The sequence below is a fragment of the Terrabacter sp. MAHUQ-38 genome (genome assembly GCF_014518425.1).
Classification (GTDB): domain Bacteria; phylum Actinomycetota; class Actinomycetes; order Actinomycetales; family Dermatophilaceae; genus Terrabacter.
Genome location: NZ_JACVCU010000003.1, coordinates 672969 through 694458, shown reverse-complemented (window position 1 = coordinate 694458; position 21490 = coordinate 672969). Strand labels below are relative to the sequence as shown.

The 21490-nt window shown below is 71.9% G+C and carries 17 protein-coding genes; 5 read left to right on the top strand and 12 right to left on the bottom strand.

The genetic code is table 11. From position 1 onward, the window contains the following. The 12 genes from H9I49_RS14215 to H9I49_RS14160 all read right to left on the bottom strand — a co-directional run bounded on the left by H9I49_RS14215 (position 1) and on the right by H9I49_RS14160 (position 15271). Positions 1–564 carry an AAA family ATPase gene (locus H9I49_RS14215; RefSeq protein WP_188031000.1) on the bottom strand — a complete coding sequence of 188 codons (564 nt, stop codon included), beginning with the start codon at positions 562–564 and terminating at the stop codon, positions 1–3. A 439-nt stretch (positions 565–1003) separates the two neighbouring features. Further along, positions 1004–1900, bottom strand: coding sequence for an FHA domain-containing protein (locus tag H9I49_RS14210; protein ID WP_188030999.1), 897 nt, complete (start codon positions 1898–1900; stop codon positions 1004–1006). Next, positions 1897–3186 (bottom strand): VWA domain-containing protein, encoded by a 1290-nt coding sequence (locus tag H9I49_RS14205; RefSeq protein ID WP_188030998.1) that lies wholly within the window; start codon positions 3184–3186, stop codon positions 1897–1899. The genes H9I49_RS14210 and H9I49_RS14205 overlap by 4 nt, the downstream gene beginning before the upstream one ends. Beyond that, positions 3179–4468, bottom strand: coding sequence for a PP2C family serine/threonine-protein phosphatase (locus H9I49_RS14200; protein WP_188030997.1), 1290 nt, complete (start codon positions 4466–4468; stop codon positions 3179–3181). Before H9I49_RS14200 ends, H9I49_RS14205 begins: the two co-directional genes overlap by 8 nt. After that, positions 4465–6915, bottom strand: a complete 2451-nt coding sequence (locus H9I49_RS14195; protein ID WP_188030996.1) for a serine/threonine-protein kinase — start codon at positions 6913–6915, stop codon at positions 4465–4467. The genes H9I49_RS14200 and H9I49_RS14195 overlap by 4 nt, the downstream gene beginning before the upstream one ends. Beyond that, complete coding sequence (locus H9I49_RS14190) at positions 6912–8138, bottom strand: hypothetical protein (protein WP_223128680.1); 1227 nt, start codon at positions 8136–8138, stop codon at positions 6912–6914. Before H9I49_RS14190 ends, H9I49_RS14195 begins: the two co-directional genes overlap by 4 nt. Further along, complete coding sequence (locus H9I49_RS14185) at positions 8135–9127, bottom strand: glutamate ABC transporter substrate-binding protein (RefSeq protein ID WP_188030995.1); 993 nt, start codon at positions 9125–9127, stop codon at positions 8135–8137. The genes H9I49_RS14190 and H9I49_RS14185 overlap by 4 nt, the downstream gene beginning before the upstream one ends. Next, complete coding sequence (locus H9I49_RS14180; RefSeq protein ID WP_188030994.1) at positions 9124–10455, bottom strand: hypothetical protein; 1332 nt, start codon at positions 10453–10455, stop codon at positions 9124–9126. Before H9I49_RS14180 ends, H9I49_RS14185 begins: the two co-directional genes overlap by 4 nt. Continuing rightward, positions 10452–12062: an AAA family ATPase gene (locus H9I49_RS14175; protein WP_188030993.1), complete on the bottom strand. Its 1611-nt coding sequence runs from the start codon at positions 12060–12062 to the stop codon at positions 10452–10454. The genes H9I49_RS14180 and H9I49_RS14175 overlap by 4 nt, the downstream gene beginning before the upstream one ends. A gap of 15 nt (positions 12063–12077) precedes the next feature. Beyond that, positions 12078–12674: a hypothetical protein gene (locus H9I49_RS14170; RefSeq protein ID WP_370587576.1), complete on the bottom strand. Its 597-nt coding sequence runs from the start codon at positions 12672–12674 to the stop codon at positions 12078–12080. Between the two features lie 158 nt (positions 12675–12832). Then, a complete protein-coding gene (locus H9I49_RS14165) occupies positions 12833–14104 on the bottom strand; it encodes a toxic anion resistance protein (RefSeq protein ID WP_188030992.1) in 1272 nt (423 codons plus the stop codon). A 387-nt stretch (positions 14105–14491) separates the two neighbouring features. Further along, the gene (locus tag H9I49_RS14160; RefSeq protein ID WP_188030991.1) at positions 14492–15271 is read right to left on the bottom strand and encodes a class III extradiol ring-cleavage dioxygenase; all 780 of its coding nucleotides are present in this window, start codon (positions 15269–15271) and stop codon (positions 14492–14494) included. Positions 15272–15486: 215 nt separating this feature from the next. Between H9I49_RS14160 and topA the strand changes: the two genes are divergently transcribed. From topA to H9I49_RS14135, 5 genes are all read left to right on the top strand, one after another. Beyond that, the gene (gene topA, locus H9I49_RS14155; RefSeq protein ID WP_188030990.1) at positions 15487–18273 is read left to right on the top strand and encodes a type I DNA topoisomerase; all 2787 of its coding nucleotides are present in this window, start codon (positions 15487–15489) and stop codon (positions 18271–18273) included. Positions 18274–18411: 138 nt separating this feature from the next. Then, positions 18412–18846 (top strand): GNAT family N-acetyltransferase, encoded by a 435-nt coding sequence (locus tag H9I49_RS14150; protein ID WP_188030989.1) that lies wholly within the window; start codon positions 18412–18414, stop codon positions 18844–18846. A 29-nt stretch (positions 18847–18875) separates the two neighbouring features. Next, on the top strand, positions 18876–19667 hold the full coding sequence (locus H9I49_RS14145) for a PIG-L family deacetylase (protein WP_188030988.1): 792 nt from the start codon (positions 18876–18878) through the stop codon (positions 19665–19667). A gap of 51 nt (positions 19668–19718) precedes the next feature. Further along, the gene (locus tag H9I49_RS14140; protein WP_188030987.1) at positions 19719–20186 is read left to right on the top strand and encodes an SCP2 sterol-binding domain-containing protein; all 468 of its coding nucleotides are present in this window, start codon (positions 19719–19721) and stop codon (positions 20184–20186) included. Positions 20187–20196: 10 nt separating this feature from the next. Beyond that, positions 20197–21411 (top strand): acyl-CoA dehydrogenase family protein, encoded by a 1215-nt coding sequence (locus H9I49_RS14135; protein WP_188030986.1) that lies wholly within the window; start codon positions 20197–20199, stop codon positions 21409–21411. Positions 21412–21490: the final 79 nt, after the last annotated feature.

The window sequence follows — 21490 nt, the reverse complement described above, 5'->3', positions numbered from 1 at the left end:
TCAGCCGATCCTTGCCTCGGGCAGGCGCGCGACGATCTCGTCGACGGTCTCCTCGGGCGTCTGCTGCGAGCTGTCGAGCCACAGCCCGATGTGCGGGGTCTCGGTGCGCACCTTGTGGTCGAAGTCGCGGATGGACCACAGGTCTCCGTAGCCGACCTTCACGCGCTCGGACTCGCGTCGCATGACGGTGCCGACATCGGGCGCGAGCATGACGAGGCTGAGCGGCCGGGCCGTCAGCTGGTCGAGGAACGGCTGGAGGCTCGCGCCGACGAAGAGGTCCTGCACGACGACCGTGAAGCCGGCCGCGGCGTACTCGTTGGCCGAGTGGGCCGTGATCGCGTGACGCAGGGCGAGCTGCCGCTCGGCCTCGGGGTCGCCGTGCGGTGACATGTCGACTCGGCCACGGACGACGACGCGGCGGAACTCGTCGCCGCGCAGGTGCACCGCGCGCAGGAAGCGCTCCGCGAGGAGCTGGGAGACGGTCGACTTGCCGGCGGCCATGACGCCCGTGACGACGATGACCTGCGGGGTGTCGACGGCGGTGTGGAGGGGCCGGTCGCTCACAGCGCAACCCTATGGCCCCGTGGGGCGATTGTCGTCAGAGTTCATGTGCCGTTCAAGTAGCGCCTGGGCGACCAATCGTCCCGACGACGTATGCCACCTCCCACCGCCCTCCGGGTGGTCGATTCCGTACGCGCGGAAGTGACCACCCGAGCTGGGTGGGGTGGGAGGGGGCGTACGGAAGTGACCACTCGAGCTGGGTGGGGTGGGAGGGGGCGTACGGAAGTGACCACTCGAGCTGGGTGACCCGTCGAGTGGTCGATTCCGTACGCGCGGAAGTGACCACTCGAGCTGGGTGGGGTGGGGACGTACGGAAGTGACCACTCGAGCTGGGTGGGGTGGGGACGTACGGAAGTGACCACTCGAGCTGGGTGGGGTGGGAGGGGGCGTACGGAAGTGACCACTCGAGCTGGGTGATCCGTCGAGTGGTCGATTCCGTACGTCAGGCGTAGGCGTCGACCTCGTCGGAAGTGGCCCGGCGGACGACGACGCGGGTCCACGCACCCACGTAGAGCCGGTCGTCGTCGTCGAGCTCGGTCTTGGGCCCGACCGCGATCGGGCGCTCGGGCAGCGGCCCGGACGCCGGGCCGACGAACGTGCCGTTGGAGCTGCCGAGGTCCTCGACGAACCAGCGCGTGCCGTCCGTCGTCAGCTGAGCGTGGCGACGGCTGACCCCGGGGTCGGACGACAGGTCGATCTCGGGGTGGGTGTTCTTGCTCGTCGACACCCGGCCGAGCAGCACGCTGCGGTGGCGCAGCGGCATGATCGTCGGCAGCCCGGGCGACGGGCACGGGTCCTCGGCCTCCTGGGTCTGGTACCAGTCGGGGTCGACCCACACCTCGGCGAGCCACTCGAAGGTCGTGCTGCCCGAGCCCTTACCAGCGCCCTCGGCAGCGCCACCGGCGGCAGCGCCACCCGCGGCCGCACCACTCGTCGGGACGCCACCCGCAGCCGAGGCCTCGTCGGAAGCGGGTTCGCCGGCGCCGGCCGCGTCACGCGGCATGGCGCCGGTCGTGAAGTCGTAGCCGCACGCCTCACAGAACAGCGCGCCGTCGGGGTTCTCGGTGTTGCAGTTCGGGCACTCGAGGGCACTGGGGGCGGCCGGGCCACCACCGCTGCCCCCAGGGCCGCCGTCACCCGATCCGGGGGCAGCAGTCTCGGCAGGTGCGTCGAGGTCGAGCGACGAGCCGGTCGAGGCCGGCGCCGCGGCGGGCACGGCGGCCGCGCCGGCGGAGGACGCACCACCCGCGGGCTGGGCGCTCGCGTCGATGGGAGAGCCGCACGTGTCGCAGTAGTCGTCGGCCTCGGAGGTGTGCCCGTTGGGGCAGACCGCGCTCACCGGCGCACCCGGCTCGTCTTCGTCGACGCCGTGTCGAGCGACATCTCGTCGATCTTCGACGCGCCCTTCTTGAGGCGCACCGTGCCGGTGTCGGCGTCGTCGATCTCGACGACCTTCTTGAGCCGCGTCGTCATCTCCTCGTTGCCGGTCTGGTCGGCCAGCTGGACGGCGCGGCCGAGCTTCGAGGTGGCGACGTCGTCCTGCCCGGCCGCCTTGGCCGCGAGGCCCTCCTGGATCACCGTGGCGAGCTCGGCCTGGCCGGTGTAGGCGGCGACGGCCGGGTCGATGCGCGTCGTCAAGGAGTCGTCGTTGCTCCACTTCGCCTTGACGAGGGCCTGGGCGACCGGGTCGCCACCGAGCGATAGCTGGACGCGGGCGGCGAGCTGTTCCTGACCGAGCGTGCGGGCCGGGAGGCGTACGGCGACGTGGTAGTCGCGGCTCTCGTCGGACCAAGCCCCGGTCGGGTAGGCACCGGTCAGCGGGTTGATGGGGGCCCGACGGGACGAGAGGTCCTCGAGCGTCGGGGAGACCTGCTTGACGAAGAGCAGCTCGGCGCCCTGCGGCACCCACACACGCAGCTCGGAGGCGGCGATGCCGCGCGACATCGACGCCCGCATCATCGCCTCGAACTCGGCGGCCATCTCCTCGGGCGCCGGGATGAGGTCGACGGTGCCGAGCAGGGCCGAGGCGATGCCGCGCACCTCGTCGACGCGCCACTGGTCGCCGACCCCGCGGCAGTCGCACTGGAACGCGCCGATGCAGCTCTGCACGGCCGCCTGGAGCGACTGCGGCGTCTCGCCCTCGTTGACGCCGTCGGTGAGCAGGATGGCGTGACGCTTCGTCACGTGCGGCACGGTCTCGAAGATCTGGCGCGCCAGCGTGAGCCAGGTGCCCATCGCGGTGCCACCGTTGGCGCGCAGGCCCTCGATGGCGCGGGTGGCCTCCCCGCGGGTGTGCGCCGACATCGGCACGAGCGCGCCCTGGTGGCTGTACGGGTAGACGATCTGGGCGGTGCCGTTGCCCGACACGATCGAGAAGAGCGTGCCGTCGACGATCTCACCCAGCGCAGCCTTGGCGGCCTCGCCCGCGGCCTGCACACCACGCCGCCCCATGGAGCCGGACGTGTCGATGAGGATGACCTCGGCGGCCGAACCCGGGTCGGTCAGCCCAGCCGAACCATCGCCGGCCGAGGCACCCGTCGACGTCACGCGGACGATCGCGTGCACGTCCGTGCCACCGTCGGGGAGGAACTCGTTCTGGAACACCTCTGCCGTGAAGTCAGCCATCGCTGGGGATTCCTTCCTCCGGCGCCGCCGCGGCAGGCGCCTCAGTCGTCGTTCTCGATCCTCGCCCAGCCAGTCTGGCGAGGGCAACCGTGATGTTGTCGCGTCCGCCCTGCTCGTTCGCGAAGTCGACGAGCGCCTCCGCGACCGTGGTCGGCGTCGCGGCACCGTCGAGCTTCGCGGTCGCCTCGTGGAGCAGCGTGCGCAGCTCCTCGGCCTCGGAGCAGTAGTTCCAGAGGCCGTCGGAGCAGACCATGAGCCAGCCGGCCGTGGCGTCGACCGTCGTCAGGTGGGGCGTGAGGTCGTCGGGGGCGTCCCTGCCGAGCCACCGGGTGATCGAGTGGGCGTGGGGGCCGTTCTCGGCCTGGATGCGTGGCACGCCGGCAGCCATCTGCTCCTGCGCGAAGGAGTCGTCGCGTCCCAGCTGCACGGCGGGCTCCGCGGCGGCATCCGGCAGCCAGTACACGCGGCTGTCGCCGACGTTGCCGGCGACGATGACGTCGTCCTCGACGACGGCCGCGGCGAACGTGCACGACGGCGGGTTGGGCACGTCCTCGACGACCGACCCGGCCACCGCCTCGTTGGCCCGCGTCACGGCGGCCGTCAGCGCGCGTCCGGCACCTGCCGCCCAGGCGTCCCGGGTGCCGACGCCCTTGGGGAACGGCTGGTCGAGCACGGATCGGGCAGCCTTGGCGGCGGCGAGCGACGCGATGTGCGAGTCGGTGGCCATGGAGACGCCGTCGCACACGACGAGGACGGCGCGCGACCCGGGGGCCTCGGCGGCGCTGAGCGCCATGGCGTCCTCGTTGCGCGCGTGGCGCCTGCCGATGTCGCACACGCCGCCGACCCACGACGTGGGGGTCTCGACGAAGTGGTTGCGCGGGTCCGGTGGCGGGGTGCCGCAGTGGTCGCAGTAGCCGTCGACGATGCGGCCCTGCCCGCACGCCCGGCAGGTGAGGTCGTCGGCAGCGGCGGCGGGGGCGACGGCCGCGGAGGGCACGGCGCCGGTCCAGCCCACGTCGAGCGGAGACTCCTCGCCCGCCGGGGCGGTCTGCGGGGTGGCTGAGCCGACCACGGTGCCCGCCTCCGAGGCCTGCGGCAGCGGTGCGCCGGCCGTGGGAGCCGAGAGGTCAGCGCCGCACGCCTCGCAGAAGCTCGCGCCCGCCGGGTGGGCGGTGCCGCACGTCGGGCAGTGGAGCGCTCCGGCGTCAGCCGCCGAGGCGGCCTGCACGGTCGATGCGGTGCCCGCGGGCTGAGGGCTTCCCGTCGTCGGGCTGTCGGTCACCAGAGGCTCCAGGGTCGGATGGCGTTGGCCTCGTCGACGAGGGGGACGCGTTCGGACAGGTCGGGGGTGCGCTTGGCCAGCTCGCGCAGGGCCTCCTCGAGCCCGATGCGCAGGCCGTTGGGAGTGCCCTTGTGGGCGCCGAGGCGGATGTCGGCCTTGTTGCCGCTCTTCTCCACGGTCTCGAGCGCCTCACGGTAGATCAGCGTCGTGAGCTCGGCTCGCCGCCGCGCCGTCAGGGACGTGTCGTCGAGCGTACGCAGCGCCTCGGCGAGGTCGGGCAGGCCGCGGTTCGCCTTCGTGAGCAGCTCGGCGAGCCCCGCGCGCGCCGTTCGGTAGGCGCTCGACTGGGCGGGGACGAGCCGGTATGCCGCGACGGCGCCGTCGACGTCGGAGCGCGCGGCACGGATGCGGGCGAGGCCGAACGCGGCCATCGGCACGTACGTCGTGTCGGTGCGCGCGCACGCGACGTAGAGGTTCTCGGCGACCGCGTCGTCACCGGCCTGCTCGGACGCCTGGGCGAGCGCGAGCTTCGGCGCGAGCTCGCCGGGGACCTGCCCGTAGACGGCGTTGAACGCCGCCTGCGCCGCGCGCGAGTCGCCGCGCTCGAGGGCGGCGAGACCCTGGATCCACACCGCCCGCCACTCCCACGGGTCTGCCGTCAGCAGCTCGCTCGCGGTGGCCTCGGCGACGTCACGCTTGCCGGCGTCGAGGGCCGTGCGGGCGCGCTCGAGGAGCACCTCGGTCGACGGCTTCGGCGGGTTCATGAGCCGGTCGAGCCGCTCGATCGGGGTGCCGCTCACCGTCTGCAGCCAGCCGACGAGCGGGTCGTGGGGGTCGCGGCGCAGCGTGGGGAGGTTGCGCCAGTCGTCGGGCTCGACCCCGGGCGTCGGTACGTCGAAGAGGAGCGAGCTGACGGTCGTCGTGGCGGCGCCGGACCCTCGGTCGAGGGCGACGACCTCGCGCAGCACGCCGATCATCTGCGAGCGCAGCTCGTCGGCGGACACGAACCGGTCGTCGCGGTTGGGCGCGCACGCCTTGGCGACGAGCCGGTAGAACGAGTCGTACCTCTGGAAAACCGGCACGGTGTCCTGCGCCGGGAGGGTGTTGAGGTAGGTCGTCTGGTAGCCGCGGAACTCCATCGTCAGCACGACGAGCGTGCGCCCGATCGTGTAGATGTCGGACGCGACGGAGACGCCCAGCTCGGCCACCTCCGGCGCCTGGTAGCCGACGGTGCCGAAGATCGCCGAGTCCTCGTCGTCGGCCCGGCGCACGCCACCGAGGTCGATGAGCTTGACCTCGTCGCCGACCTGGATGATGTTGTCGGGCTTGAAGTCGCAGTAGACGAGCCCGAGGTCGTGGAGGTACTGGAACGACGGCAGGATCTCGAGGATGTAGGCGAGGGCCTGGTCGACGGGCAGCGGGTCGTACCGGCCGGCCGCCTGGAGGCGCTGCTTGAGGATCGACTTGAGCGACGTGCCGCCGACGTACTCCATGACGATGTAGCCGGCGTCCTCGTGCGTCACGAAGTTGTAGATCTCGACGATGCTCGGGTGGGACACCTGGGCGAGGAAGCGCTGCTCGGCGATGGCCGCGGCGAGGGCGTCGGGGTCGGCCGAGTTGAGCAGGCCCTTGAGCACCACCCAGCGGTCGGAGACGTTCTTGTCGCGCGCGAGGTAGATCCAGCCCAGACCTCCGTGGGCGAGGCAGCCGGCGACCTCGTACTGGCCGGCGACGAGGTCGCCGGCCTTGAGCTTGGGGTCGAACGAGAACGGGTGGCGGCACTTGGCGCAGAAGCCGGTAGTGCGGCCGGGCTTGCCGTCCCGCCCGCGGCCGACGGGCTCGCCGCACTTGGGGCAGAAGCGCTTGTTCTCGGGCACCGACGGGTTGGTGAGGAGCGCCTTCGCGGCGTCGATCTCGGGAGCGGGGCGCACCGTCGTGATGCCGCCACCGAGCCGCGCTGAACGGAGCCGCTGGGAGCCGCCGGTGCGGCGGGTCGCGATGGAGCCGGACTCGCGGGCTCGCTTGGAGCCCAAGGCCGCGGACGCGAGGTTGCTCGATGCGGCGGACCGCGTGGAGATCTCGGGGTCGACGCCCGCGGTGCCCCCGTCGGCGCCGACCGTTGCGGCGGCGGGAGGACCGGCGTACGCCGCGACGCCCGGCTGGTCGGCCGGTGTCCCGCAGACGTCGCAGTAGCCGGACTCGATCGTGCCCGCGCACCCGGGCTGCCGGCAGGCACCACCTTCGGGGATCAGCGTCGTGCCCGTCACTGCCGAGGGGGCCGCCGGGGCCGGGAGAGCTGCGGCGCCGCCTCCGGCGCTCGCGGAGCCGGCGCCGGAGGCACTGGCTGCCGCGGGGGCGACGGCAGGCGTCGACCCGGCGGCCATACCGCACACGTCGCAGTAGCCGTCGACGATCGTTCCGGTGCAGCCCGGCTGCGTGCAGTTCATGGACGGGGCCTCTGGGGTCGGGGTGCGGACGGACGGGACGTGCGGGACTGCGGCCGGGTCGCCGCGTCGACGTACGCCTGGAAGGCGCTCGCGAGCGCGCGCGCCCGGCCGATCGGCAGCGGCTTCGCGGCGAGGGCATCGTCGAGGCGGCGGCGCAGCTCGGCCACGTCGGCGGCGGCCTCGGGCGTGAGCGTGGCCGAGGCGGCCATCGCTCCGACGGCGCCGGCCAGCCCGACGACCTCGTCGCGCTCGGCGAGCCCGGCGGCATACGTCTCGTGGGCCAGGTCGAGCGCGCGTGACACCCTCTCGAGCTTGTCGCGGTATGCCGCGAGCTCGGCTGCCGCCTGCGGCACCGGTCCCAGCGCGCGGACGTTGGGGATCGCGAGGTGCGGCGCGGGCGTGATGGCCTCGAGACAGGCGCGTTCGAGGGCACGGATGGCTGCGGCGCGGGCGTCGAGCTCCTCGACCTGCTGCTGGGTGCGGACCCGGCTGCGGGCGGCGGAGGCGCGCTCGGCGGCGGCGACGATGAGGTCGCGCTCGAGGACGGAGACCTCGATCTCGAGGGGGCCGATGATGCCGCCGATGTCGGCACCCCGGCGGGCCCGCTCGACGAGGTCGGTCATCCGTCGGTCGAGCCGGCTCAGCTTCTCTGTCGCCTCGTCGCGCTGCCCGCCGGCGGGCACGAGCGGCAGCTGGTCGCGCGTGCGCTCGATCCCGGCGCGCACCACGGTGATCCGCTGCGTCGCCTCCGCGGCACCGGGGGCGAGCGAGGCACGCGCCTGGAGGGTGCGGGTCAGGGAGTCGAGCAGGCGGCAGGCCTCGGGGAGGCTCACGGCGAGTGAGCCGCTCGACGGCAGCGACAGGTGCTCGGTCGTGTTGGAGTCGAGGCGCCCGTGGATGAGGGTGGAGAGTCGCTCCGCCTCGACCGGCCCGACGCGGCCCCCGTCGAAGGTCGTCTCGAGGAGGGTGAGCCGGTCGCTCACGGCCTTCCAGAAGGTCAGCGCGACGGTGAGGTCGTTCGTGATCGCGACCTGCTCGGCCTGCGACAGCTTGAGCACGGCGCGGTCGACCTCGCCGAGGTCGGCGCGGCGCTGGGCCACCCACTCGCGCAACGCATTCAGGTACGTCTGGGCCTCGGCGGCCTGGACCGGCACGCCCAGCCGCCCGGGCGCTGTCGGTGCGACGGTGCCCGGGTCGGGACGGCTCTGCGGCACCGCGGTCATCGCCCGTAGACCGGGGTCGGGGGAGCCGGCGCCGGCCCGAGCGGGCCCGCGAGCCACTTGTTGTAGATCGCCTTCCACTCGCCGTCCGCCTCGAGGTCCGCGATGACCCGGTTGACGTAGCGGGCCAGGTAGACGTCGGCCTTGTTCAGGCCCAGGCCGTAGGGCTCGGTCGTGATCGCCTTCGCCTTCGTGATGACGGTGTTCGGGTCCTGCGCCGCAAGTCCGGCGAGCACGGTGTCGTCGCCGGTGATGGCATCGGCCTTCCCCTGCTGGAAGAGCACGAGGCACCCGGTGTGGTTGGCCGCGGTCACGACGGTCGGCCCGTTGATGCTCCGCAGCTTCGTGAGGGAGGTGGTGCCGGTGGGCGCGCAGACGCGCTTGCCCTTGAGGTCCGCGAGCGCGAGGTTCTCGGCGTCGGGGAGGTTCTTGCCGACGAGGACCTTCTGGCCGGAGCGGTAGTACTCGGCGGAGAAGCCGATGTCCTTCCAGCGACCGCACGTCATCGACATGTTGCGGGCAACCATGTCGACAGACCGGTCCTGGAGGAGCGGGATGCGGTCGTTCGCGGTGATGACCCGGAACTGGATCTTGCTCGGGTCGCCGAAGATCGCCTTGGCGACGGCCCGGGCGATGTCGATGTCGAAGCCTTCGAGGCCGCCGGTGAAGGGGTCGCGGGCGCCGAAGAGATACGTGTCGGCGGAGACGCCGACGGTGATGTAGCCCTTGGTGATGATGTTGCGCATCGTGCCGTCGGTGATCTCGCCCCGGCTCGGCAGGCTGGGCAGGGGGTCATAGGACTGCGTCGCGTTGTCGCACGTCGGGGCGGGCGCGGCCGACGTGCTGGTCGTCGGCTTCGGAGGCGTCGTCGTCGGCAGCGGGGTCTCGGCGTACGTGACGCTCGAGCAGCCCGCGAGGGCGAGGAGGCCGGCCGCTGTCGCGAACGCCGCGAGGCGGCGTCCCACGGGCCGGCGGACGGCGCGGGTGCTCATCGGTACTCCTCGATCCGCTGGCCGACACCTCGGACGACGAGCCAGGCGGCGAGGAGCGCCGCGAGGGCCGTGAGGGCGGCGAAGAGGCCGGCGTTGCCCGCGAGCCCCTGGAGCGTGCTGACCGTCTTCTCGCTCGCGTCGTTGCGCAGCTGGGTGACGCGCGTGTCGAACGCGTTGAACGTGTTGGCCGCGCCGTTGGTGGCGGTGCTCGTCGACAGCTTGACGGCCCCGTCCCACCTGCCGTGGTCGTCGAGGCCGCGCACCGACACGTGGGCGTCGACATAGCGACCCCACAGGGCCCGCAGCTCCGAGCTGGTGCTCAGGTCGACCAGGCTGGCGTCGACCTGCTTGCGGTTGGCGCCCCAGGCGTCCTCGTTGGCCTTGCCCGAACCTCGGCTGATGAGGGTCAGGCTCTCGTTGGCCCGCGCGTCGTTGGCGGCCGTGGTCACGTCGGCGAGCGTCACGGCGCGCTGGTAGGTGCCCCGGGCCACGTCGCGGGTGGCCGTCCCGACGGAGGTGATCTGCGTGGCGGCGACGAAGAGCGTGACGAGCAGCAACGCGATCGCGCCGGTCAGCGACGGGTTCAGGTAACGGTGCGTCCGCTTCGCCAACCACACCGCGAGCGCGGCAAGGCCGAGCAGTGCGGCGACGCCGACGAGCAGCTGGAGGCTCGAGTTGCTGCGGTCGAACTCCGCCTGAGAGCGGCCCTCGTTGGACTCGACCACCTGCGCGATGATCGGGATCGCTTCGCTGCGCAGCCCGGCGCTCGCCTGTTTGAGGTACTGGGCCCCGACGGGCAGTCCGAGCCTGTTGTTGGACCGGGCCTGCTCGACGAGCGCGGCATAGGTCTGGACATGGATGGAGAGCTGGCCGAGGGCCTTGCCGTCGGCGGGCTGGGCCGCGGCGGCCTCGGCCAGACCTGAGGCGACGCGACTCATGGCGTCCTGGTACTTCGCGCGTGAGTCGGCCGACTCGAGGCCCCCGACCAGGAAGGCGTTGGTCGCGACGGCGTCGGCACGGAGCAGGTCGACGTGGATCGACTGGGCACGCACCACCTGCGCCGTGTTGTTGGCGGCGCGCTCGACGGCGGCCTGCGAGGCGAGCAGGGCGTTGGCGCTCGCGGCACCGAGCAGCACTGCGGCGATGACCCCGAGGAGGCCGTAGAGCCGCATGCGCCCCGGCGTGCCGTGGAGCAGCCGGCTCGCGACGGTGCGGGCGCCGGGGATGCTGCCGGCGATCGTGCGCGGATGCGCCGGGGGCCCGGTGGGCGCGCCGGACGGCGTCCCGGCCGGGACGGCGACGGGGACGTTCGTCGTCGGTGCGCTCATGCGGTGTCCTCGTTGGTCGGGTGCTGCTCGTCCGAGACTGCCCCATCGGGGCCGGTCGGACCATCAGGGTCTGCCCTGACCCTCTCCGGATCCTGAACCGACTCGGTGGGAGCCGCCGTCGGTGGTTCCAGGGTCTCGGGCGTCTCTGCCTCGTCGGGTTGCTCGGTGAAGTCGTCTGCGGTGAGTAGACGCAGCTCGTCGCGCGTCGGCTCCGTGGCGTCCTTGAGACGCCACGCGTGCCGACCGACAGCGTGCTCGAAGAGGTTGCGGGAGAACCGGCCGTTGCCGAAGGCGGGGGTGCGTGGCGTCGCCTGGAGGATGTGCGCCACCCGCTCGCGCGCCTCGTCGGTGACCTCGTAGTCGCTGGCCCCGGCGATCGCGTCGAGGATGGCGAGCAGCTCGTCGTCGGAGTAGTCGTCGAACTCGATCGTCGTCGTGAACCGGCTCGCCAGCCCGGGGTTCTGGGCAATGAAGGCGACCATGGGGTCGGGGTAGCCGGCGACGATGACGACGAGGTCCTCGCGGTGGTCCTCCATCTCCTTGACGAGGGTGTTGACCGCCTCCTGGGCGTACTGGTCGCCGGTCAGCGAGTAGGCCTCGTCGATGAAGAGCACGCCGCCGACGGCCTTGGCGCAGACCTCGGCGGTCTTCATGGCCGTCTGCCCGACGTAGCCGGCGACGAGCTCGCTGCGGTCCACCTCGACGAGCTGGCCCTTCGGCAGCAGCTCGAGCGCCTTGTAGATGGCGCCGACCAGCCGCGCGACCGTCGTCTTGCCGGTGCCGGGGTTGCCGACGAAGACCAGGTGCCGGCTCATCTTCGGCGCCTTGAGGCCCGCCTGGGTGCGCATCTTCTCGACGGTGAGCAGCGCGACCTGACGGTGGATCTCCTTCTTCACCCGTCCCAGGCCGATCATCGCGTCGAGCTCGCCGAGCAGCTCCTCGACCGACCTCTCCGGCACCGCCGGCTCCTCGGGCGCGGCTGCGGGCTCGGTGGGCTCGGCACCCGCGGCCGCACCGTTGGCCGGGTGTCCCGGGGGCTGAGGCCAGCCGCCTTGGGTGCCAAGCGGATCGACGAACGTGGCGTCCATCGGGCCCGGGAAGCTCGGGCGCATGACGTCGGGGGACCCGAGGCCCATCCCGGGTATGCCGCCGAGCTCGGTCCCGGGGAACGCCGGCACGCGCTGCGACGCGGAGCGCGCCGCAGCGAGGTAGGCCCCGGAGGCCGCCGACGCGTTGGCGATGACCCAGATGGGTGCCGTGCCGAGCATGACGGCCGACGACGCGACCTCGGTCAGCGCCTCGGCGTACTCGCCCGCGAGCGAGTGGCGGGACGCGACGAGAGCCTCGAGCAGGTCGGTCGGGGCTCCGCGCCAGCGCCTGCCGCGAGAGGCGGCGTCGAAGAACGCCTCGTGGATGCGGCCGAGGTCGGTCAGGCCCGGGTGGGCCACCTCGGCCCACGCGGGAGCGGCGCCGGGCACGGCCTCCGCCAGTGCGGCGGCGACGCGCAGCCCCTCGGCCCGGGCCGCGGACGGGTCGAGCCCCGCCTCTGCGGCGACGTCGCTCAGCTGCTCCAGGCTCTCGGCGAGGCGGGACTCGTCACTGCTCATGGGCGTCGGGGATCCTCACTCGGGCGGTGCCAGCGGGTCGGGGGACGTGGCCGCGGTGCCGGTCGCTCCGGCGGTGCCGGTGGCGGGCGGCGGTGCGGACTGGACGGGGTCGGGCCCGAGGCCGAGGACGCCTCCGGCGGAGGCGTGCCCGAACTTCTCCTCGAGGAACGCGCCGTGCACGATGATCGCCTCGGCGTCGGCGCGGTTGACGGCGTCGTAGACCTTGTCCATCGTCGAGCCGAGCAGGTCGAGCTGGTCGACGAGGAGCATCACCGAGCTCTTTCCGGCCGCGATCGGCCGGGTGTCGGCCCAGTCGCGCGGCAGCCGCAGGTAGTTGCCGATGGCGACCGGGAGGTAGTCGGTCACGGTCGCCATGACGTTGTAGCCCTGGCGGCTGCCGAGGCCGAGGTTGGCGAGGCGCGGGAGGGTCTGGCGCACGATGCGGGTGACGCGGAGCAGCCGGGACAGGACGACCCCGGGCACCTTGCCGTCGCGGGCCTGCTGCTCGATGGCGTCGAGCGCCCCGAGCAGCTGCTCCGTCGTCGGCGGCCCGGCGCGCACGGGCTCGGGTGCCTCGGGCTTGTCCAACCCGAACCACGACCGGATTCCCACTGCGTTGTCCCCTCTGGTCACCCACGCGCCGACCGCTGGTCGGCCATGCACATCCTGCTGCACGCTCGCGCGTCGGCGCAGCCCGCTCACCTCACCGGCGCGTCACGCGCCCCGTCACCGCTTGCCAGGCGTTCCGCACGCCCTCGTCGCGCGACCCGTCACCGGCCGGAGCCGATGTCGAGCAGGCCGGGTGCGACGTTGTCGGCACGGCGGGCGTCCTGCTTGGAGACGCGGTCGAGATAGGTGCGCGACTTGGCGACCTCGGACTCGAGGGTGCCGATCGTCGCCGCCATGTTGTCGAGCGCCCGCACCTTGAACTGGTCGATGGCATCCATCGTCTCGTAGATGTTGGCGAACGCCTTCTGCAGCGACTCGATCGAGAGGGTCGCGCTGGCCGACTGCTCCTGGATGCGGGCGGAGTTCTGCTTGAGCGCCTCGGACGTGCGCTCGATGATGCCCGATGTCGTCGTGTTGAGCGCGGTGATCTGGTCGAGGACGAGCTGCTGGTTGTTCAGCGCCTGGGCCACGATGACGGCCGTGCGCAGCGCCGAGACGGTGGTCGTCGTGGCACGGTCCACGCCCTTGATCAGCTCGATGTTGTTCTTGATGATGATGTCGATCGCGAGGTAGTTCTGGATCGAGACCGCGAGCTGGGTCAGCAGGTCCTGGTGCTTCTGGCGGACGTAGAAGAGGACGTCCTCGCGCAGCGCCTTGGCGCGCTCGGGGTCGGTCGTCTCCAGCGTCGCGACCTGGGCGGCGAGCTTGGCGTCGAGCCGCTCGGCCACGTAGACGTACTGGTTGAGCCGGCCCATCGACTCCCAGAGGTTCTTCTTCTCGAGGTTGAGGGCGACGTTGTCCTTGACCAGCTCGTCCTGCCCGGACTGGAGGGAGTGCAGGATGCCGTTGAGGTGGCTCTGCGCCGACTGGTACTTGCGGAAGTAGTCGGTGACCTTGTCGCCGAAGGGGATCATGCCGAGGAACTTCTTGGCGCCCGTCGCCTGTCCCGGGTCGAGGTCCTCGACGGTGCGGCGCAGGTCGAGCAGCGTCTTGCCGACCTTCGAGTTGCCGGAGAGTCCGCCCTCGTTGAGCGCCTTGACCGGCATCTGCAGCATCCGGTTGGACGACTCGGCGGCGAACCGCACCTCGTCGTTGCCCATGGAGCGCACATCGGCGGCCTTGTGCTCCCACTCGGGAGACTTGGCGGCGGCCTTCGTGAGGGAGTCGAGGTAGGTGTCGACCTTGGCATCGAGGCCGGGCAGGGCGGCCTCGGGCACCGCCGGCGCCATCTTGGGGGCGGCGGTCTCGGCCACCGCGGCCGTCGGGGCGGGCGCGGTGAGGATGAACGCCTCACCGGGCGGCGGCTCGAGGGGGGCCACCTGGGTGGGCGCGGCCGCCTGGGCAGCGGCCTGGGGGGCGGGCTGGTCAGTCATCTCGAACGGGTCCTTCCCTCGCGTGCCGGTCGCGTCGGCGACGCGACCGAAGTCCCTCGCCCGTCGGGACGGCACCTGCTCGCGGTGGGCCGTGGCGGCATACCTCAGGCGCCTTGCGTGTCCAGCCGGGCGTACGGCCACTGTACGGGCCGTGCGCCTGCGACGGGATGACGAATGTCAGGGTTCCCCGCACGTTTCCGGGAGGGACCAGGGTCGTCACGGACCCGGGTCGGGGCCCTCCCGGAGACGGGGCGGCCGCGGCTCGGTGTCAGGGGAGGTTCCGAGCCGCGGCCGCGTGAGTGGGAACCCACACCAAGCAGAACGAGGGGCCTGACGCGCGGGTTCCCGTCGCCGGTACGGACGTCGGAGGGACGTCGGCGACCGACGTCAGTCGAACTGCCAGGACCGCTTGGACAGGCCGAACCAGAACCCGTCGATGACGCTCTTGTTGTCGAGGCCGCCGGACTCGTAGGCGGCGCCGAGCGTGACGAAGAGCGGCGCGAAGTGCTCGGTGCGCGGGTGTGCCTCGTGGGCGGCGGGAGCCTTGTCGAGGAAGTCGAGGAGCCCGTCGACGTCCTGGGCGCGCATGGCCTCCTGGGCCCAGTGGTCGAACTCGGCGCTCGCCTGCGGTGGCGGCGCGTCGGAACCGGCGCGTGGGTTGAACCAGCGCAGGTTGTGGGTCGTGAAGCCGGAGCCGACGATCATCGTGCCCTGCTCCCGCAGCGGCGCGAGTCGTCGGCCGATCTCGAAGAGGCCACGCGGGTCGAGCGTCGGCATCGACATCTGCAGCACCGGCACGTCCGCGTCGGGGAACATCTCCTTGAGGGGCACGTACGCGCCGTGGTCGAGCCCGCGCGCCTCGTCGCGGTGGACCTCGTGGCCGGGCCAGGTGAGCAGCCGCGTCACGTCGTCGGCCAGGCTCGGGGCGGGCGGCGCGTCGTAGGTCACCTCGTAGTAGTGCTGCGGGAAGCCCCAGAAGTCGTAGGTCAGAGGGGCGCCCGTGGTCGACCCGAGGGTCGTCGGGGCGTCCTCCCAGTGGGCCGAGACGATGAGGACGTCCTTCGGCGTCGGCAGGTCGGCGGACCATCCCGCGAGCTCGGCCGTCCAGCGCTCGTCGTCGGCGAGCGGCGGGGCGCCATGGCTGAGGTAGAGGACGGGGGCGGCCATCTGGGTTCCTTCCGATGTCATTGAAGAATAAACTACCACGGGAACGCCGGCGCCGCCCGGTGAATTCCTCACCCTCATCCCGGCGACCGGCACCTCCGGACGGTTTGCGGATGTCGGGAGCCCGCTCTTGACGCGGGCTGTTACGGTCGGGGCGCGTTCACGCCCACGCAGCGACGAATCCGCTGCACGTGAATGCGGGAAGTTGAAGGTGCACCATGGCTGCAGGCAAGGGCCGCAAGCTCGTCATCGTCGAGTCGCCAGCCAAGGCGAAGACGATCGCCGGATACCTCGGGGGCGACTTCGAGGTCGAGGCGTCCGTGGGTCACATCCGTGACCTGCCCAACCCGTCCGAGCTGCCCGCCGACATGAAGAAGGGCCCCTACGGCAAGTTCGCCGTGGACGTCGAGAACGGCTTCGACCCCTACTACGTCGTCGACCCGGACAAGAAGAAGAAGGTCGCGGAGCTCAAGCGGCTGCTCAAGGACTCGAGCGAGCTCTACCTCGCCACCGATGAGGACCGCGAGGGCGAGGCCATCGCGTGGCACCTCCTGGAGGCACTGAAGCCGCGGGTTCCCGTCAAGCGCATGGTGTTCCACGAGATCACCCGCGAGGCGATCCAGCGCGCCGTCAACGACACCCGCGAGATCGACACCGCGATGGTCGACGCGCAGGAGACGCGGCGCATCCTCGACCGCCTCTACGGCTACGAGGTCAGCCCGGTCCTGTGGCGCAAGGTGCGCCAGGGCCTGTCGGCCGGCCGCGTCCAGTCCGTCGCGACCCGCATGGTCGTCGAGCGCGAGCGCGAGCGCATGGCGTTCGTGCGCGCGTCCTACTGGGACGTCGAGGGCGACTTCACCCCCGACGGGGCCGGCCAGCAGTTCACCGCGCGCCTCTCCTCGGTCGACGGCGCACGGGTGGCCTCGGGCCGGGACTTCGGCGACGACGGCCGCCTCACGACACAGGCCGGCAAGGGCGTCGTACACCTGGACGAGGCACTCGCCACCCGGATCGCGCAGGCCTGCCTGCCGCTCACGGCCCGCGTCACCGACGTCCAGGAGAAGCCGTACACCCGTCGGCCGTCGGCGCCGTTCACGACCTCGACGCTCCAGCAGGAGGCGTCGCGCAAGCTGCGCCTCAGCTCGAAGAACGCGATGCGCGTGGCCCAGCGACTCTATGAGAACGGCTACATCACCTACATGCGTACCGACAGCACGACGCTGTCGGACGCCGCCCTGACGGCCGCCCGGAGCCAGGCGCGCGACATGTACGGCGCCGAGTACGTGCCCGACAGCCCGCGCCGCTACGAGAAGAAGGTCAAGAACGCCCAGGAGGCGCACGAGGCCATCCGCCCGGCGGGCGACCGGTTCCGCTCGCCGGCCCAGGTCGCCGGAGAGCTGCGCGGCGAGGAGTTCGCGCTCTACGAGCTGATCTGGAAGCGGACGGTCGCCTCGCAGATGGCCGACGCCCGCGGCTCCACCGCCACCGTCAAGCTCGCCGTCGACACCGCCGTCGAGGGTGCGCAGAGCGTCGAGTTCAGCGCGAGCGGCACCGTCATCACCTTCAAGGGCTTCCTCGCGGCATACGAGGAGGGCCGTGACGACGAGGCGACCGCCCGGGCGGAGGCCGCCGAGGAGGAGCGCCGCCTGCCCAAGCTGAGCGCCGGCGTCCCGCTCGAGGTGGTGCGCGCCGAGGCCGACGGGCACGAGACGAGCCCTCCCGCGCGCTACACCGAGGCAACGCTCGTCAAGGCGATGGAGGAGCGCGGCATCGGCCGCCCGTCCACGTATGCCGCGACGCTCGGCACGATCCAGGACCGCGGCTACGTCTTCACCAAGGGCCAGGCGCTCGTCCCGACGTGGCTCGCGTTCGCGGTGACCAGGCTGCTCGAGGAGCACTTCGGCAACCTCGTCGACTACGAGTTCACCGCCTCGATGGAGGAGGACCTCGACCGCATCGCCAACGGCGACGAGCGCCGGGTCGACTGGCTCAGGCGGTTCTACTTCGGCGAGGAGGCGACCTCCGCGGAGGGGCTCAAGCACCTCGTCGACGACCTCGGTGAGATCGACGCGAAGGAGATCTCGACGATCCCGCTCGGCGACGGCATGGTGGTGCGCGTCGGCCGCTACGGCCCGTACGTCGAGGAGGTCGTGCCGGCCGGTGTCGACCTCGCCACCGGCGAGGTGGCCGAGGGAGCCGACGTGCCTGCGACCCCCCGCCGCGCCACGATCACCGACGACATCGCGCCCGACGAGATGACGCCCGCCAAGGCCCGGGAGCTGCTCGAGGTCGCCGCCGATGACGGCAAGGTGCTCGGCCGCGACCCCGAGACCGGCCGCGAGATCATCGCCAGGGCCGGCCGCTACGGCCCCTACGTCACCGAGGTCATCGAGGACGACGCCGCGGCCGAGGTGAACGGCGCGGGTGGCCCGAAGAAGCGCACCGCGAAGGCCGCCAAGGCCAAGCCGCGCACCGCCTCGCTGTTCAAGGACATGGAGCTCGCGACGCTCGACCTCGAGGCGGCCCTCAAGCTCCTGTCGCTGCCGCGTGTCGTCGGCACGGACGCCGAGGGCGTGGAGATCACGGCGCAGAACGGTCGCTACGGCCCGTACCTCAAGAAGGGGACGGACTCGCGCTCGCTGGCCAACGAGCAGCAGCTCTTCGACATCACGCTCGAGGAGGCCCTCGCGATCTACGCGCAGCCCAAGCAGCGCGGCCGGGCCGCCGCGTCCGCGCCGCTCAAGGAGCTCGGCGCCGACCCCGTGAGCGGCAAACCCGTCGTCGTCAAGGACGGTCGCTTCGGTCCCTATGTCACCGACGGTGAGACCAACGCGACTCTCCGCAAGGACGACGACCCGGCGAGCATCACGCCGGAGCGCGGCTACGAGCTGCTCGCCGAGAAGCGCGCCAAGGGCCCGACGACCCGCAAGCGCGCCGTGAAGAAGACCGCCAAGAAGACGGCGAAGAAGACGACGGCGCGCAAGAGCGCGGCCAAGAAGGCGTGACTCCTGGCGGGGAGGCCAGTCGGGCATCGAGTGGCCTCCCCGTCGCATGCCCGCCGGCCGCCGCGCCGGCCAGTGGCCCATTGCGAATGCCGCCGGGTGGCCCTCCCGGCCGGCCTCCGGTCCCGCTAGCGTCGGCACGTGATCGAGACCCGAGCTCTTCAAGCCGACGACCGTGAGCGATGGGAAGAGCTCTTCCGCGCGTACATCGCCTTCTACGAGCGCGACCTGGAGCAGGCGGCATACGACAGGGCGTGGGGCGAGTTCGCTTCCGGCACAAGGATGCACGCGCGCGGCGCCTGGTTGGACGACACGCTGGTCGGCATCACGCACTTCCTCGTGCACCCGAGCACCTCGGGGCCGGACGTCTGCTACCTGCAGGACCTCTTCACCGCGTCCGAGGCGCGGGGGAGGGGCGTCGGGCGGGCTCTCATCGAGGCCGTGGCGGAATGGGCCAGGGAGCGGGGCTGCAGCCGCGTCTACTGGCAGACCCACGAGACGAACGCGACGGCGCGACGCCTCTACGACGAGGTGGCGGTGCGTGACGGCTTCCTCGTCTACCGGCTGCCGCTGTGAGCGTCGGCGGGCGGTGAGAGGCTGACGCCATGGCAACAGTTGTCTTCGTCCACGCCCACCCCGACGATGAGGCCTCGCAGTCCGCGGGCTCGATGGCGCGCGCCGTGAGCGAGGGCCACCGTGTCGTCCTCGTCGTCGCGACCAACGGCGACCACGGCGACGCACCCGACGACCTCGCGGAGGGTGAGAGCGTCGTCGACCGTCGTCGCGCCGAGGCCGCCGCGGCGGGCGCCGTCATCGGCACGCACCGCGTCGAGTTCCTCGGCTACGCCGACTCCGGCATGACCGGGTGGGCGCAGAACGACCACGAGGCGAGCTTCGCGCGGGCCGACACGGAGGAGGCGGCGCAGCGCCTGGCGGCCGTCCTGCGTGAGGAGGACGCCGACGTCGTCGTCGGCTACGACTGGCACGGTGGCTACGGGCACCCCGACCACGTCAAGGTGCACGCGGTGACCAAGCGCGCGGCCGAGATCGCGGGGACGCCGCGCTACCTCGAGGGCTCGATGAACCGCACCGCGATGATCCGCTCCCACGAGGCGGCCATGGCCGCCGGCCACGACGTGGGCGAGTGGGACCCGAGTGCCCCCATGGACGACGGCAACCCTCTCGGCAGCCTCGAGGAGGAGCTCCACTGGGCGTGCGACGTCAGCGACTTCCTCGAGGTGAAGAGGTCGGCGCTCAAGGCGCACGCGAGCCAGTCCGACGCGCAGGGCATGCTCCAGATGCCGGCCGAGATGTTCGCCGGGGCCTTCTCGTTCGAGCACTACCTCGAGCCGGGCCGCCCCGAGGGGATGGTCGTGGGATGGTTCCTCGACGGCTGAACCGTCCGGTAACCTACTCGCGGTAACAATGCCGTTCCTCCGGAGGACCCGATGACCGAGATCGACTTCACGACCGCCACCCCCGAGCAGCTCGCCGCCGTCGAGCCGGGTGAGTTCATCAGGATCGTCAAGGAGATGTCCGACAAGGACGTCAAGGAGGTCATGGAAAGCGCGAACCGCGAGCCGATCATCGGCGCGATCTTCCGGCGCATGCCCGAGCTCTTCCGGGCCGACCGGGCCGGCTCGACGACCGCCACGACCCATTGGAGCATCACCGGTCGGCCCGACGGCAGGGCCGACGAGTGGACCGTGCGCTTTGCCGACGGCACGTGCACGTCGGTGCCCGGCCACGACGGCGACGCGACGCTCTCGCTCGCGATGTCGCCGGTCGACTTCACGAAGGTCATCACCAAGAGCGGCAACCCCGTCATGATGTTCATGACCGGCAAGATCAAGGCCAAGGGCGACCTCGGCCTCGCCGCCAACATCGCGAACTTCTTCGACATCCCCAAGGCCTGAGGCGCGAGTCGTGGCCGAGTTCTCGCTCGCCCTGGATGACGACCAGGTCGAGCTGCGCGACTGGGTTCACGGATTCGCGGCCGACCGCGTCCGCCCGGCCGCGGCGGAGTGGGACGCCCGTGAGGAGACGCCGTGGCCGATCATCCGGGAGGCGGCGAAGCACGGTCTCTACGGCTTCGAGTTCCTGGCCCAGTGCTGGGCCGACCCGACCGGCATCTCGCTCAACCTCGCCAACGAGGAGCTGTTCTGGGGTGACGCCGGCATCGGCATGTCGATCTTCGGCACGACCCTCGCCGTAGCGGCGATCTACGGCTCCGGCACGCCCGACCAGCTGGTCGAGTGGTTGCCCCAGTGCTACGGCGACGCCGACGACCCCAAGCTCGGTGCATTCGCCACCACCGAGCCGCAGGCGGGGTCCGACGTCGGCGCGATGCGCACCCGGGCCCGCTACGACGAGGCCAGCGACGAGTGGGTCATCAACGGCCAGAAGGCCTACATCACCAACGGCGGCATCGCCAACGTCCACGTCGTGACCGCCGTCGTCGACCCCGAGCTCGGCTCTCGCGGTCAGGCGGCGTTCGTCGTCCCGCCGGGCACTCCGGGACTCGAGGGCGGCAGGAAGCTGCGCAAGCTCGGGCTGCGCGCCTCGCACACGGCGGACGTCTACCTCGACGACGTCCGGGTGCCCGGTTCGTGCCTGCTCGGCGGCAAGGACCGGCTCGACGAGCGGCTGGCCCGAGCTCGCGAGGGGACCGCTGCGAGCGGCCAGGCCGCGATGCGGACGTTCGAGATCTCGCGCCCCACGGTCGGCGCGCAGGCCATCGGGATCGCGCGCGCGGCGTACGAGTACGCCCTCGACTACGCCAAGGACCGCGTCGCCTTCGGCCGGCCCATCATCGAGAACCAGGCGATCGCCTTCGCGCTCGCCGACATGCGCACCGAGATCGACGCCGCTCGCCTGCTCGTCTGGCGGGCGTCCTGGATGGGCCGCACCAACCAGCCGTTCTCCGCGGCCGAGGGCTCGATGAGCAAGCTCAAGGCGGGCGAGGTCGCGGTGGCGGTGACCGACAAGGCGGTCCAGATCCTCGGCGGCGCCGGCTACGTCACGGACCACCCGGTCGAGCGGTGGTCGCGCGACGCGAAGATCTACACGATCTTCGAGGGCACCTCGGAGATCCAGCGCCTCGTCATCGCCCGGGCCATCAGCGGCGTCCGTATCCAGTAGCGGGTGCGACCCGCGCACAGTGCCCACTCGACTGTGCGCTGAGTCGAGTGGGGCACTGTGCACAGGCAGACCCGGTCGG